Genomic DNA, 13479 nt, shown 5'->3' on the forward strand with positions numbered 1-13479 from the left:
GGCTGCGCACCGTTCTCCGCCGCGACCTCGGCGAGGCGCCGCAGGGCCGCCTCGTGCGCCTCCGGGGCGGGCAGGGGGCCCCTCCCCTCCCTCCCCCACCCCTCCCGCCCTCGCCCCACCCGCCTCTCCTGCCCTGCCTGCCCGTCCTGGGCGGCTTCGAAATAGCGGCCGTACAGTGCGCCCGTCGCCGGGTCGATCCCCGAACCCGCGGCGTTCGCCACAACCAGCGCCGCCACCGTGATGCCCGATTCCAGGCGCACGCTCGCGCTGCCGACCCCGCCCTTGACGCGTCCGACCACGGCTCCCGTGCCCGCGCCGACGTTGCCCTGCTCGACCGGGGTGAAGGGCCCGGTCCGCGCCGCCGCCTCCACCGCGGCCCGGCCTGCCGCCGCGTCCGGACGTGCCCCGAAGTCGCCGCCCCTGCCGAGGTCGAAGACGCAGGCGGCCGGGACGACGGGCACGACGTGGCGGGGGCCGGGCCCGACCCGCACTCCCCGGCCGTGCTCCTCCAGCCACGCCATCACACCGGCTGCGGCGTCCAGGCCGTACGCGCTGCCGCCGGTGAGGACGACCGCCTCGACGCGCTGTACCAGGTTGCGCGGGTCGAGGGCGTCCGTCTCGCGGGTGCCGGGGCCACCTCCGCGGACGTCCACGGCGGCGACCGCACCGCCTTCCGGCGCCAGCACGACGGTGGTTCCGGTCAGTTGTCCGTCGCCGAGGAGGGTGGCGTGACCGACCCGCAGGCCGGCTATGTCGGTCAGGGAGTCAGAAACCATACGGGTGTGCGTATCACGAGCGGCGGCGCACGCGGGCGGTGAGCGTCACTCCCGTCACGACCGTCACCGCCGCCACGATCCCCGCCACGAGCACCGCCCAACGCCCCGCGAACGTGCTCGCCAGCGTCGCGAGGGCCGCCAGTGGCAGCACCAGTTGCTGAGCGAGGCCCACCTTGAAGTAACGGGAGTGCAGCGCCCACACCGTGAGCAGATACAGCGTCGCGGGGACCGTCACCGCGGCCGACGCGGCGATCTCCGAGATGTGGGCCTTGCCCAGGGCCTGCTCGACCGCCACCTCGATCCCGGCGCCGATCGCGGCGGCCGAGCCGAGGATCACGTAGTGGCCGTAACCCCACAGGAACGCCTGGCGGTTGCCGCGCAGCCGACCGTGGATGGGCACGACGAAGTAGATCCACCAGGCCGCGAAGACGATGAGCAGCCCGCCCGCCGCGATGGGCAGCAGTTCGTCCAGGGCGTCGTACTCCTCGATGCCCGTCTTCACCGCGACCGTCGCCGCCGCGATCGTCTCCCCGAGCACGATGATCGTGAACAGGCCGTACCGCTCCGAGATGTGATGCGGGTGCCACGCCGTGCGGTACGCCCGCTCCGCGATCACCGGCACGCACATCTCCGCGACGGCCATCGCGAGGAACAGCCACCCGCGCCCGCCCTCCGGCAGGAACAGCAGTCCCGACCAGCCGATCTGGCAGATCAGCACGCCGGCCGCGTACCGCAGGGCCGTGGTGCGTTCGGGTCCCGACGCCGCCCTCGCCACGCGCAGCCACTGGGTGGTGAGCGCGACCCGCATGATCAAGTACCCCAGCCAGACCAGCAGGAAGTCGTGCTCCTCGAAGGCTTTGGAGACACCGGCCGCGAAGACGAGCACGCCGGCGATCTGGACCAGCGTGACCACGCGGTAGAGGACGTCGTCGTTGTCGTACGCCGACGCGAACCACGAGAAGTTGACCCACGCCCAGAACAGCGCGAAGAAGAGCATCGCGTAATTGATGACGCCCTGGCCCGCGTGGCCCTCGGCCACCGCGTGCACCAGCTCGGCGCCGGCCTGGGCGACCGCCACGACGAAACAGAGGTCGAAGAACAGCTCCAGCGGGGTCGCGGCACGGTGCTCCTCGTCGCGACCCCGGGCCCGGAGCGGCCGTAGGGGCGGAGGGGCACCGGGCGGGGCGTAAGAGGAGGAAGTGGACATCATGCGCCCACCTCAGCAGAAGCCGGACGCCGTGCCGCGCCACGCCGCCGAGCACCACGGCCGGGCCACCCGGGCGACGCACACCGCCCGAGTGGGCCCCGGGGGCCGGGAGAGCGTTCCGCTGCTCACCCCGGATGCCGTGGGCCGCGGGAGCGTCGCGCCGGTGCTCGGGCTGGGCGGCGGGGGCAGGGCCGGCGTCGCGCCGGTGCTCCGCCCGGTCGACGTACCCTGGAGGCATGAGTGCCGCCCCCGATTCCCAGCCGCGCGACCCGGCGGACCCGACGGACCCGAAGAACCGGACGGAACCGAGCGGCCGGACGAAGGCGGGGAAGCCGCAGAAGCCCGCGAACGCTCTGGTCTTCGACGATCCGCTGTCGCAGCAGTCCTCGGACGACACGGACAGCGGGTGGGGCGAGCGGCCGTCGGCCGGCGGCGACAGCGCCGCCGACCTGGCGCGGTTCCTCGACGAGAAGCCGCCCCACCACATCTGAGCCCGCGCTACGGCAGGCCGGGCCGCCCGTCGGGCCGCTCGTCCGACGGTCCTCCGGAGCCCGAGGCGCGCTGCGCCACCAGGGCGTCGCGGATCTCCTTGAGGACCTCCAGCTCGGTGACCTCCATGACCTCCTTGGTGCCCTCTTTCTCGGCCTTCCTCGCGGCCATCCGCGCGAGGTACTTGGCCATGGGGAGCACCATCAGGAAGTACACGACGGCGGCGGTGATCAGGAAGCTCAGGACCGCGCTGAGCACGGAACCCCACATGATCGGGACGCCGCTCGTGACCTCTCCCGCCGCGTTCGTCTCGCAGGGAGCCTTCAGGCACGAGCTGTAGTGGTCGAGATTCTTCGTCCCGAAGGCGCCGACCAGCGGGTTGATGACACCCTTGACCACCGAGTTCACGATGTTGGTGAACGCGGCGCCGATGACCACCGCGACCGCCAGGTCGACCACATTGCCGCGCATCAGGAAGGCCTTGAAGCCCTCCCAGACGCCCGGTTCCTTCTTCTCGCTCACCACAGGGCCTTTCGTTGCGTGTGCGGATGGCAAAACAGCCAGCTCCGCAACCTACGTCAGGCCGACGCCTCGGCCAATTCGCTCTCACGAACGAGCGACGCGACCGGGTTCCCGTGCGATGGTGAAGGGCGGCGCTCATCGCAGGGTCACCGCCAGGCGGGCGCTCGCTCCGGCCGCGGCCAGGCGTGCGGCCGTGTCGCGCGGCACGGACAGGACCACCAACGCGCCCGCCTCCGAGGCCGCTTCGCCCTGCTCGGGTACCTCGGTCACGCGCGCTCCGGCGGCCACCACTCGCGGCTTCGCGTCCCCCGCGGGCGACGCGGCGGCGGCGATGACGTCGACGCGGTCGCCGGGGCGCAGCAGCCGCACGGCTTCGGCGTCCGCGATCCGCACGGGAGCCGTCACCTGCTCCGGGGCACCCCGCGGGGGCTCCGGCGAGGCGGCGGCCGACGCGGTCCGGTCCGGCGGCCGGTCCGTGTCCGGCGGGCCCGTGGTCGCCAGGGCGGCGGCGGTCACCGCGAGCCCCAGGGCCAAGGCGCGCCGGCGGTGGCGCAGCAGCCGGCGCAGCCGCGGGTGGCCGCCGCGCACCCGGACGGGCGCGAAGTGGGGGATCGGGATGCCCTCCGTGAGCTGGCTCGGGGAGGGGGCATGGGCCTGGGGGGAAACGCGGGTCACGACGACCACCGCCTGGTGTGAGGACGACGAGCTGGACTTGCGCTCCCACGATCCACGGCCGAGCCGATTTCCGCTGAGGCCGGTGCACTACTGCCGGGTTGTGGACAATTCCCTCACCGGAAGGTGGTCTTCCGCCCAGTCGGCCACGCCGGGCCCGACCCTCACCGGGCCGGGCTGGACCCCAGCTGCCCAGCCGCACAGCTGACGCAGCCGCCCAGTCGACACCGCCCCCCCAGCCCCTCAGCCCACGCGCCTCCGCATCACGGCAGCCGAAGCCCCGTATCCGCACCGCCCAGCGCCCCAGCGCACAGGCACTCCCGCTCTGCCATCCCCGGCAGCGCCGCCACCGCGTCGAAGAGCACGTCCCGTAGGCGGTCCACGTTCGCCGCGAAGACCCGCAGGACCTCCTCGTGCGAGACGCCCTCGCCGGTCTCCGCGCCCGCGTCCAGGTCGGTGACCAGGGTCAATGACGTGTAGCAGAGCTCCAGCTCCCGGGCGAGCGCCGCCTCCGGGTGTCCGGTCATGCCCACCACCGACCAGCCCTGCGCGGCGTGCCAGCGGGACTCCGCCCGGGTGGAGAAGCGGGGACCCTCGACCACCACGAGCGTTCCGCCGTCGACCGCCTCCCAGGCACGGCCACGAGCGGCCTTCAGGGCGGCGGCGCGTCCCGCCGGGCAGTACGGATCGGCGAGGGAGACGTGCACGACATGGGGCACGGCGCCGTCCGGCAGCGGCAGCCCGTCGAAGTAGGTCTGGGCCCGTGCCTTCGTGCGGTCCACCAGCTGGTCCGGCACGAGCAGCGTCCCCGGCCCGTACTCGGCGCGCAGTCCGCCGACCGCGCACGGTCCGAGCACCTGGCGTACGCCCACCGAGCGCAGGGCCCAGAGGTTGGCGCGGTAGTTGATGCGGTGCGGCGGCAGATGGTGGCCGCGACCGTGCCGGGGCAGGAAGGCGACCCGCCGCCCGCCGATTTCACCGAGGAAGAGGGAGTCGCTGGGGGCGCCGTAGGGGGTGTCGACGTGGACCTCGGTCACGTCGTTGAGGAAGGAGTAGAAACCGGAGCCGCCGATCACGCCTATGTCGGCCCGCTTCGCGTTCGCCGTGTTCGCCATGGCCGCACAGTAGCGGCGCCGTCCGCCGGCGCGGGCGCACAGGAGCGGGGTCGGACACACCGATGACCCCACCGTCGATGGACGGCAGGGTCACGGAGAAGCCGAAAGGCGCAGCCCCAAGTCGGAACCCCGAGGCCAAGCCGGAACCCCGAAGCGAAGCCCGGGGCCGAGAGCCGAAGCCGAGAGACCGGAAGCCGAAGCCCCGAAGTCGAGCAGCCGGATGCCCGCAGCCCGAAGCCGAGAGGTCGGAGCCGAGGAGCCGAAGCCAAGGGATCGGAGCCGGAAACCACCGGGGCCGAGGCCCCGAAGCCGAGGGGCCGGAAGCCGCAACCCCGAAGCCGAGAGGCGAGGAGCCCGAAGCCGCAGCCCCGAAGGCCGAGGAGTCGAAGCCAAGGGATCGGAGCCGGAAACCGCCGGAGCCGAGGAGCCGAAGCCCCGAATGCCGAGGCCCCGAAGCCAAGAGACCGGAAGCCGCAAACCGGGGAGCGAAGCCTTCAGAAACCCCGGAGCCCAGCCCCCCAGAAACCCCTAAGCCGCCGAGCTCGACGCCGAAGAAGAGCCGGCCGTCGACGAGCCCGCGGACGACTTCGAGTCCGAGGAGGACGACGAGCCGGAGCCGGAGGACGAGGACGACGACTTCGCGTCGGAGGACGTCTTCGTGGTCGTCGACGGCGTGCTGCTCGACGAGGAGCCGCGGCTGTCGTTGCGGTAGAAGCCGGAACCCTTGAAGACGATGCCGACCGCCGAGAACACCTTCTTGAGGCGTCCGTCGCAGTTCGGGCATACGGTCAGGGCGTCATCGGTGAACTTCTGCACCGCCTCGAGGCCCTCGCCGCACTCGGTGCACTGGTACTGGTACGTCGGCACTTGCTTCCTCCTGGCACTCTCACTCGATGAGTGCTAACGACGGTCCATAGTGACGTATTCCGCGAGATCAGTCCACCGCGACCGGCACGCGGTGACCGACGCCACGCGCGACCGTGTGTCCCGGGGCCTTGGGGACGAGCCGCGAGCGGAGCGTCACGAGGACCGCGAGGGCCAGGGCCGTGCCGCCGAGGGGGACCAGGAATCCGGCGCCGTCCCAGAGGCGGTCCTCCAGCTGGCCGGCGACCGTGACGGCCGCCGCCTGGCCGAGAGCGACCGCGCCGGTCAGCCAGGTGAAGGCCTCCGTGCGGCCGGTCGGCGCGACCAGCTTGTCGACCAGGGTGTAGCCGGTGATCAGGGCGGGCGCGATGCAGACGCCGACCAGGAGGCCGAGTCCGGCGAGGAGCAGCGTGGACTGCGCGGCCCACAGGCCCGAGGCCATCAGGGTGAGCGCGGCATACGCCACGAGGAGGCGGCGCTGCGGGGAGACCTTCCAGGCGATGGCGCCGCAGACGACGCCGGAGAGCATGTTGCCGGCGGCGAAGGTGCCGTACAGGACGCCGTTGAGGCCGGGCTCGCCGATGGACTCGGAGTACGCGGCGAGCGAGACCTGCATGCCGCCGAAGACGGCGCCGATGCCGAGGAAGGTGGCGATGAGGACCCGCACACCGGGAATCCGCAGCGCGGAGACGTGCTCCACGCGTGCGTGGTCGTCGTCGTGCGCGGACGGCTTGGGCTGAGTGCCCTTCTGCGCGGCGAAGAGGAGGCCGCCGACGAGGGTGAGCCCGGCCTCGGTGAGCAGGCCGGCGGAGGGGGTGATGCCGGTGCACAGCGCGGTCGCGAGGAGCGGGCCGAGGACGAAGGTCAGCTCGTCGGTGACGGACTCGAAGGCCGCCGCGGTGGTGGCGAGGGGAGAGCCCTGGAGCTTGACGCCCCAGCGGGCCCGCACCATGGGGCCGATCTGCGGTGTCGAGGCGCCCGCGGGCACGGCGGCCACGAAGAGGGCCCACAGGGGCGCGTCGGAGAGCGCGAGGACCGTCAGGGTGACGACGGACGCGGAGTGCACGAGGACGCCGGGCACCAGCACGGCGCGCTGGCCGAACCGGTCGGCGAGCTTGCCGCTGAAGGGGGCGAACAGCGCCATGGAGACACCGGTGACGGCCGAGACGGCGCCCGCGGCGCCGTAGGAGCCGGTGGTGTGCTGGACCAGGAGCACGATGGAGATGGTCAGCATCGCGAACGGCTGGCGCGCCGCGAAGCCGGGGAGCAGGAACGTCCAGGCGCGAGGGGTGCGCAGGAGCTGTCCGTAGCCCGGGCGGGTGTCGGTGACCGTGGATGCCACGGCCCGTGCCTTTCTGCCGCCTGGTAGCGCCCGTGCGGGGGCGCCGAGAGCTGTCCTCTTGCGCGGAACTGCGGTAGATGCCGGGCTCCACCGCGAGGGGCGCCCCGGCCGCCATACGGTCGCGCCAGCTCTGCTTCAGGCAGAGTTGGTTCGATCAGATTGGTTCGGTACAGGTGCCTTTATTGTACAGGCAAGGGCCTCGCCAGCCCCTGTCTTCACAGCCGGTGAGACCCTCGCCACCTACGATTGGTGCGTTTCTCCGTCGGTTCCCAGCCAACTGGCCAGCTTGCCGCCGCGGCTGATCGCGCGCAGCCGCTTCTCGGCCGCGTCCCGCACCGGGTCCGTCGCCACGACCAGCAGTTCGTCGTCCCGGCGCAGGACGGTCGTCGGCAGCGGCACGAACGATTCGCCTCCGCGCACCACCAGGGTGACCGCGGAGCCGGCGGGCAGCCGCAGCTCACCGACCTCGACGCCGTGCAGGCGGGAGTCCTCGGGGATCTCCACGGACAGCAGATGGCCGCGCAGCCGCTCCAGGGGCGCCGATTCGATGCCGAGGTCGGCCGCCGCGGAGCCGCCGCCGATGCGCAGCTTCCTGGCGAGCCAGGGCAGCGTGGGGCCCTGGATGAGGGTGTAGACGACGACCAGGACGAAGACGATGTTGAAGATCCGCTGGCTGTCCTGGACGCCGTTCACCATCGGGATCGTCGCCAGGATGATGGGCACCGCGCCGCGCAGTCCCGCCCAGGACAGCAGTGCCTTCTCCTGCCAGGGCAGCCGGAAGGGCAGCATGCCGAGGACGACTCCCAGGGGCCGCGCCACGACGGTGAGGACCAGGCCGATGAGGACCGCGTGCCAGGTGTCGTCGAGCAGGTCGTGCGGGGTGACCAGCAGGCCGAGCAGGACGAACATGCCGATCTGGGCGAGCCAGCCGAGCCCTTCGGCGAAGCCGCGGGTGGCGGGCCAGTGCGGGAGCCGGGCGTTGCCGAGGACCATCGAGGCGAGGTAGACGGCGAGGAAGCCGCTGCCGTGCGCCATGGCGCCCGCGGCGTAGGCGGCGACGGCGATGGCCATGACGGCGATGGGGTAGAGGCCGGAGGCCGGCAGCGCCACGTGGCGCAGGCCGTAGGCGCCGAGCCAGCCGACCGCGATGCCGAGTGCGGCGCCGATCGCCAGTTCCAGGGCGATCTCGCCGAGCAGGACGTACCAGTGGTCCACCGGGCCGGCCGTGGAGAACGCCACCACGAGGATCACGACGGGGGCGTCGTTGAATCCGGACTCCGCTTCCAGGACGCCGGTGATCCGGGAGGGGAGGGGCACCTTCCGCAGCACCGAGAAGACCGCCGCGGCGTCCGTGGAGGAGACCACGGCGCCGATGATCAGCGCCTGCCGCCACTCCAGGCCCACCAGGTAGTGGGCGCCGGCCGCCGTGACGCCGACGCTCACCGCGACGCCGACCGTCGAGAGCACGGCGGCGGCGGCCAGGGAGGGCCTGACCTCTTTCCACTTCGTCCCGAGGCCGCCCTCGGCGAGGATCACGACCAGGGCGGCGTAGCCGATGACCTGCGTCAGCTCGGCGTTGTCGAAGTGGACGTCGCCGATGCCGTCCTGGCCCATGGCGACGCCGATGCCCAGGTACAGCAGCAGGCTGGGGAGCCCACTGCGCGACGAGATGCGGACCGCCGCCACCGCGACGAGCAGGACGAGCGAGCAGATGAGCAGGAGCTGGTTGAGGTGGTGGACAGTCAGGGGCCGTTCCTTCCTCCGTGCGCGCACAGGACTCCTTGCGCGCCAAGTACTTCGTTACCTTACCTAATTGTTAACGCTTCCTTGATGCCTTCGAACGTATTTACGATCTTCTGGCGTCCGGTTCCTGACTCCGCGTCCGAGCCCGCGACGCCCTGCGCCTATGGTTGCTCCAGCGCTCCTGGAGCCGCCCAGTCGACAGCACAGCCCGCCCTGCCGCTCGCGTAAGGACAGCAAGGACAGCGATGCCCTCCAACACCAACGCCTCTTCCGGTCATAAGTCCGGCAAGAAGAAGGGGCGCCGAGCCCGACTCGTCGTGATCGTCCTGGTCCTGGCCATCGTCGGAGGCATCGGCTTCGGCGCGTACTGGAGCATCAGCACCGTGCGCGCCTCCTTCCCGCAGACCAAGGGAACGATCAAGCTCGACGGCCTCTCCCGGAACGTCGAGGTGAAGCGCGACGGGAACGGCATCCCGCAGATCTACGCCGATTCCGACGCGGACCTCTTCATGGCCCAGGGCTACGTCCAGGCGCAGGACCGCTTCTGGGAGATGGACGTACGCCGTCATATGACCTCCGGGCGGCTCTCCGAGATGTTCGGCAAGAGCCAGGTCAAGACCGATGAGTTCCTGCGCACGCTCGGCTGGCACCGGGTGGCGAAGAAGGAGTACGACACCAAGCTCTCCCCGGAGACGAAGAAGTACCTCCAGGCCTACGCCAAGGGAGTCAACGCCTACCTCGAAGGCAAGGACGGCAAGGACATCTCCGTCGAGTACGCGGCGCTCGGCTTCACCAACGACTACAAGCCGCAGAAGTGGACCCCGGTCGACTCCGTGGCCTGGCTCAAGGCGATGGCCTGGGACCTGCGCGGCAACATGCAGGACGAGATCGACCGCTCCCTGATGACGAGCCGCCTCGGCCCCTCGCAGATCAAGGACCTGTACCCGGAGTACCCGTACAAGCGGAACAAGCCGATCGTCCGCGAGGGCGCCTACGACAGCGTCACCGAGAAGTACGACGCCGAGGGCATGCCCACGGACACGCAGACCGGCACGGGCGGCACGGGCGGCGCCGCGGGCACCGGCCTCGCCGGGGGCGCCCAGGCGCCCGACGGGATGCAGTCGCAGCTCTCGGGGCTCTCCGACGCCCTGGACGAGGTCCCCGCGATCCTCGGCCCCAACGGCAACGGCATCGGCTCGAACTCCTGGGTCGTCTCCGGCAGCCACACCATCACCGGCAAGCCGCTCCTGGCCAACGACCCGCACCTGGCGCCGCAGCTGCCCTCCGTCTGGTACCAGATGGGCCTGCACTGCCGCTCGGTCTCGGACACGTGCCAGTACGACGTCTCCGGCTACACCTTCTCCGGCATGCCGGGCGTGGTCATCGGCCACAACAACGACATCGCCTGGGGCATGACGAACCTCGGGGCCGACGTCACCGACCTGTACCTGGAGAAGTTCACCGGGGACGGCTACCAGTTCGACGGCAAGGTGCTGCCCTTCACCACGCGCGAGGAGACCATCAAGGTCGCCGGCGGCAAGGACAAGAAGATCACGGTCCGCGGGACCAACAACGGCCCGCTCATCTCCGACCGCGACGACGAGCTGGTCAAGGTCGGCAAGAAGGCCGGCGTCGACACCGCGGCGCCCGACCGGGGCGACGGCTACGGAGTGGCGCTGCGCTGGACCGCGCTGACCCCCGGCAAGTCCATGGACGCCGTCTTCGACCTCAACAAGGCGAAGAACTTCACCGAGTTCCGCAAGGCGGCCTCCTCCTTCGAGGTGCCCTCGCAGAACCTGATCTACGCCGACACCAAGGGCAACATCGGCTACCAGGCGCCCGGCAAGATCCCGACCCGCGGCAAGGGCGACGGTTCGCTCCCCGCGCCGGGCTGGGACGCCGACTACCGCTGGGACGGCTACATCCCCCAGGACGCGCTGCCCTACGAGTACAACCCCGAGCGCGGCTACATCGTCACCGCCAACCAGGCCGTGATCGACGACAGCGACAAGGCGAAGTACCCGTACAAGCTCACCTCGGACTGGGGCTACGGAGCACGCAGCCAGCGGATCGACGACCTCATCCAGTCGAAGATCAAGAACGGCGGCAAGATCTCCACCGAGGACATGCGCCTCATGCAGACGGACAACAGCAGCGAGATCGCCAAGCTGCTCGTGCCCAAGCTGCTGAAGATCGACATCAAGGACAAGTACGTCCGCGAGGCGCAGAAGCTTCTGGAGGGCTGGGACTACACCCAGGACGCCGACTCGGCGGCCGCCGCTTACTTCAACTCGGTCTGGCGCAACATCCTCAAGCTGGCCATCGGCAACAAGCTCCCCAAGGAGCTGCGCGTCAAGGGCCAGTGCCTGAACGTCGAACCGGCCGGCAACACCCGGCCCGCCGACGAGGGCAAGCGGGTGCGCGAGTGCGGTGAGCGTGACGCCGACTCGGCCCAGCCGGACGGCGGCGACCGCTACTACGAGGTGATCCGCAAGATCATCGACGATGAGACCAACAGCTGGTGGAGGTCGCCGGCGACCCGCACCGACAAGGAGACCAAGAACCGCGACCAGCTGTTCGAGCGGGCTCTCCACGACGCGCGCTGGGACCTGACGGCCAAGCTCGGCAAGGACATCGACACCTGGAGCTGGGGCCGGCTGCACCGCCTCACGCTGAAGAACCAGACGCTCGGCACCGAAGGCCCCGGCTGGCTGCAGTTCGTGCTGAACCGCGGCCCCTGGAACCTCGGTGGCGGCGAGGCGGCGGTCAACGCCACCGGCTGGAACGCGGCGGGCGGCTACGGCGTCGTCTGGGTGCCCTCGATGCGCATGGTGGTGAACCTCAAGGACCTCGACAAGTCCAAGTGGATCAACCTCACCGGGGCCTCGGGACACGCGTACAACGCGCACTACGACGACCAGACCGACAAGTGGGCCAAGGGCGAACTCCTCCCGTGGGCGCACTCCCGGCAGGCCGTCGAGAAGAGCACGAGCGACAAACTGGTGCTCCGCCCCTGACCGGGCGCACCGGGCGGTGAAGCACCGCATCTGCCGAGAAGGGCCCTCCACGCGCGCGTGGAGGGCCCTTCGGGTGTCCGGGCTGTCCGGGGGGCGCGGGGGCCCTCACCGGAAGCGGCGCACCCCCGAGGGCGTCACCGCGGCGTGCACGGGGCGGTCGTGGGTCTCCCCGGGGATGTGCGCGACGACCTCGGAGTCGTACAGGAGCACCACGAGGGCGGGATCGGTGGCCGCGCGCTCCAGCCGGGCCAGGACGCGGTCGTACGAGCCGCCGCCGCGCCCCAGCCGGGTGCCGTCGTGGTCCACCGCGAGGCCGGGCAGCAGCACCGCGTCCGCCTCCAGGACGGCGTCGGGGCCGAGCCGCCGCCCCGCGGGCTCCAGGAGCGGCATCTTGCCCTGGTGCGCGACGCCGACCAGGGAGTCCTCGCCGTCGTAGACGGCCCAGTCCAGGTCGTTGTCCGGGAGGAGCACCGGCAGCAGTACGCGCGTCCCGCGCGCGTGCAGGGCGTCGAGCAGGACACGCGTGCCGGGCTCGCGGCCCACGGACACATACGCCGCGACCGTCCCGGCCGTCGCGAGCTCGGGGAGCTCCAGCGCGTGCCCGGCGAGAACCGCGGCCGCCTTCCGCGCGTCATCCTCCGTCAACCCCCGCCTCACCGCGAGGAAGTCCCTGCGCAACCCGCGCTTGGTTGGCTGGTCGACGGTGCCGCCCTGACCGCCGGCGTCGGTTCCGTTCATGGGAAACTCACAAACCCTTCTCAGTGATCGTATATGCCGCCGAAGTATCTGGAACCACAGATTCCGCACATACTGACCGGATATGGTGGCGCCATGACTGAGTCTCACCCCCCTCGCGCCAGGATCACCAAGGCGGTCATCCCGGCGGCCGGTCTCGGCACGCGTTTCCTGCCCGCCACCAAGGCGACTCCCAAGGAGATGCTTCCGGTCGTCGACAAGCCGGCGATCCAGTACGTGGTCGAGGAGGCCGTGTCCGCGGGCCTCGATGACGTCCTCATGGTGACGGGCCGCAACAAGCGCCCCCTGGAGGACCACTTCGACCGCAACTACGAACTGGAGTCCGCCCTGCTGAAGAAGGGCGACGAGGACAGGCTGTCCCGGGTCCAGGAGTCCAGCGACCTCGCGACCATGCACTATGTGCGCCAGGGCGACCCCAAGGGGCTCGGTCACGCGGTCCTGTGCGCCGCCCCGCACGTCGGTGACGAAGCGTTCGCCGTGCTCCTCGGCGACGACCTCATCGACCCGCGCGACCCCCTGCTGGCCCGCATGGTGGAGATCCAGGAGCGGCACGGCGGCAGCGTCATCGCCCTCATGGAGGTGGCCCCCGAGCAGATCCACCTCTACGGCTGCGCGGCCGTCGAGGCCACCGGGGAGGGCGACGTCGTCAAGGTCACCGACCTGGTCGAGAAGCCCGACGTCGCCGACGCCCCCAGCACCTACGCGATCATCGGCCGCTACGTCCTCGACCCCCACGTCTTCGGCGTCCTGCGCGAGACCGAGCCGGGCCGCGGCGGCGAGATCCAGCTCACCGACGCCCTCCAGCAGCTCGCCGCCGACGAGAAGGTGGGCGGCCCCGTGCACGGCGTGGTCTTCGAGGGCCGCCGCTATGACACCGGTGACCGGGGCGACTATCTGCGTGCCATTGTCAGACTCGCGTGCGAACGTGAAGATCTGGGGCCGGACTTCAAGGCCTGGCTTCGCAGTTACGTCACCG

At 71.1% G+C, this 13479-nt stretch carries 12 protein-coding genes; 3 read left to right on the forward strand and 9 right to left on the reverse strand.

The window, feature by feature from the left end; translation table 11 throughout:
- Positions 1-776: P1 family peptidase (locus tag DCW30_RS34600; RefSeq protein WP_129299918.1), on the reverse strand; the 776-nt coding region annotated here is incomplete at its 3' end.
- Between the two features lie 13 nt (positions 777-789).
- Positions 790-1983, reverse strand: coding sequence for a low temperature requirement protein A (locus DCW30_RS34605; protein WP_103557634.1), 1194 nt, complete (start codon positions 1981-1983; stop codon positions 790-792).
- A gap of 236 nt (positions 1984-2219) precedes the next feature.
- Between DCW30_RS34605 and DCW30_RS34610 the strand changes: the two genes are divergently transcribed.
- Positions 2220-2474: a hypothetical protein gene (locus DCW30_RS34610; RefSeq protein ID WP_076685686.1), complete on the forward strand. Its 255-nt coding sequence runs from the start codon at positions 2220-2222 to the stop codon at positions 2472-2474.
- 7 nt (positions 2475-2481) lie between these two features.
- On the opposite strand, the gene mscL is transcribed toward DCW30_RS34610, so the two are convergent.
- The 6 genes from mscL to DCW30_RS34640 form a co-directional block, all read right to left on the reverse strand.
- Positions 2482-2997 (reverse strand): large conductance mechanosensitive channel protein MscL, encoded by a 516-nt coding sequence (gene mscL / locus DCW30_RS34615; RefSeq protein WP_062769627.1) that lies wholly within the window; start codon positions 2995-2997, stop codon positions 2482-2484.
- Positions 2998-3129: 132 nt separating this feature from the next.
- Positions 3130-3606, reverse strand: coding sequence for an RcpC/CpaB family pilus assembly protein (locus DCW30_RS34620; protein WP_076689199.1), 477 nt, complete (start codon positions 3604-3606; stop codon positions 3130-3132).
- Between the two features lie 323 nt (positions 3607-3929).
- A complete protein-coding gene (locus tag DCW30_RS34625; RefSeq protein WP_076685687.1) occupies positions 3930-4781 on the reverse strand; it encodes an S-methyl-5'-thioadenosine phosphorylase in 852 nt (283 codons plus the stop codon).
- 528 nt (positions 4782-5309) lie between these two features.
- Positions 5310-5648: an FmdB family zinc ribbon protein gene (locus DCW30_RS34630; RefSeq protein WP_076685688.1), complete on the reverse strand. Its 339-nt coding sequence runs from the start codon at positions 5646-5648 to the stop codon at positions 5310-5312.
- Positions 5649-5715: 67 nt separating this feature from the next.
- The gene (locus tag DCW30_RS34635; RefSeq protein WP_076685689.1) at positions 5716-6987 is read right to left on the reverse strand and encodes an MFS transporter; all 1272 of its coding nucleotides are present in this window, start codon (positions 6985-6987) and stop codon (positions 5716-5718) included.
- Between the two features lie 240 nt (positions 6988-7227).
- Complete coding sequence (locus tag DCW30_RS34640) at positions 7228-8760, reverse strand: potassium/proton antiporter (RefSeq protein WP_062769611.1); 1533 nt, start codon at positions 8758-8760, stop codon at positions 7228-7230.
- Positions 8761-8975: 215 nt separating this feature from the next.
- On the opposite strand from DCW30_RS34640, the gene DCW30_RS34645 reads away from it, so the two are divergent.
- Positions 8976-11747: a penicillin acylase family protein gene (locus DCW30_RS34645; protein ID WP_076685690.1), complete on the forward strand. Its 2772-nt coding sequence runs from the start codon at positions 8976-8978 to the stop codon at positions 11745-11747.
- A 105-nt stretch (positions 11748-11852) separates the two neighbouring features.
- On the opposite strand, the gene DCW30_RS34650 is transcribed toward DCW30_RS34645, so the two are convergent.
- Positions 11853-12485 (reverse strand): 5-formyltetrahydrofolate cyclo-ligase, encoded by a 633-nt coding sequence (locus DCW30_RS34650; protein WP_062769605.1) that lies wholly within the window; start codon positions 12483-12485, stop codon positions 11853-11855.
- A gap of 93 nt (positions 12486-12578) precedes the next feature.
- Between DCW30_RS34650 and galU the strand changes: the two genes are divergently transcribed.
- Positions 12579-13479, forward strand: a 901-nt coding sequence (gene galU, locus DCW30_RS34655; protein WP_129299919.1) for a UTP--glucose-1-phosphate uridylyltransferase GalU, incomplete at its 3' end; no start/stop codon positions are given.

This window comes from Streptomyces alfalfae, assembly GCF_004127445.1.
Lineage (GTDB): Bacteria > Actinomycetota > Actinomycetes > Streptomycetales > Streptomycetaceae > Streptomyces > Streptomyces alfalfae.

Bases quoted from the DNA above. Each gene is read 5' to 3' on its own strand.
- DCW30_RS34610 (WP_076685686.1), top strand. From the start codon at position 2,220: ATGAGTGCCGCCCCCGATTCCCAGCCGCGCGACCCGGCGGACCCGACG.
- DCW30_RS34625 (WP_076685687.1), bottom strand. From the start codon at position 4,781: ATGGCGAACACGGCGAACGCGAAGCGGGCCGACATAGGCGTGATCGGC.
- DCW30_RS34605 (WP_103557634.1), bottom strand. From the start codon at position 1,983: ATGTCCACTTCCTCCTCTTACGCCCCGCCCGGTGCCCCTCCGCCCCTA.
- DCW30_RS34645 (WP_076685690.1), top strand. From the start codon at position 8,976: ATGCCCTCCAACACCAACGCCTCTTCCGGTCATAAGTCCGGCAAGAAG.
- DCW30_RS34650 (WP_062769605.1), bottom strand. From the start codon at position 12,485: ATGAACGGAACCGACGCCGGCGGTCAGGGCGGCACCGTCGACCAGCCA.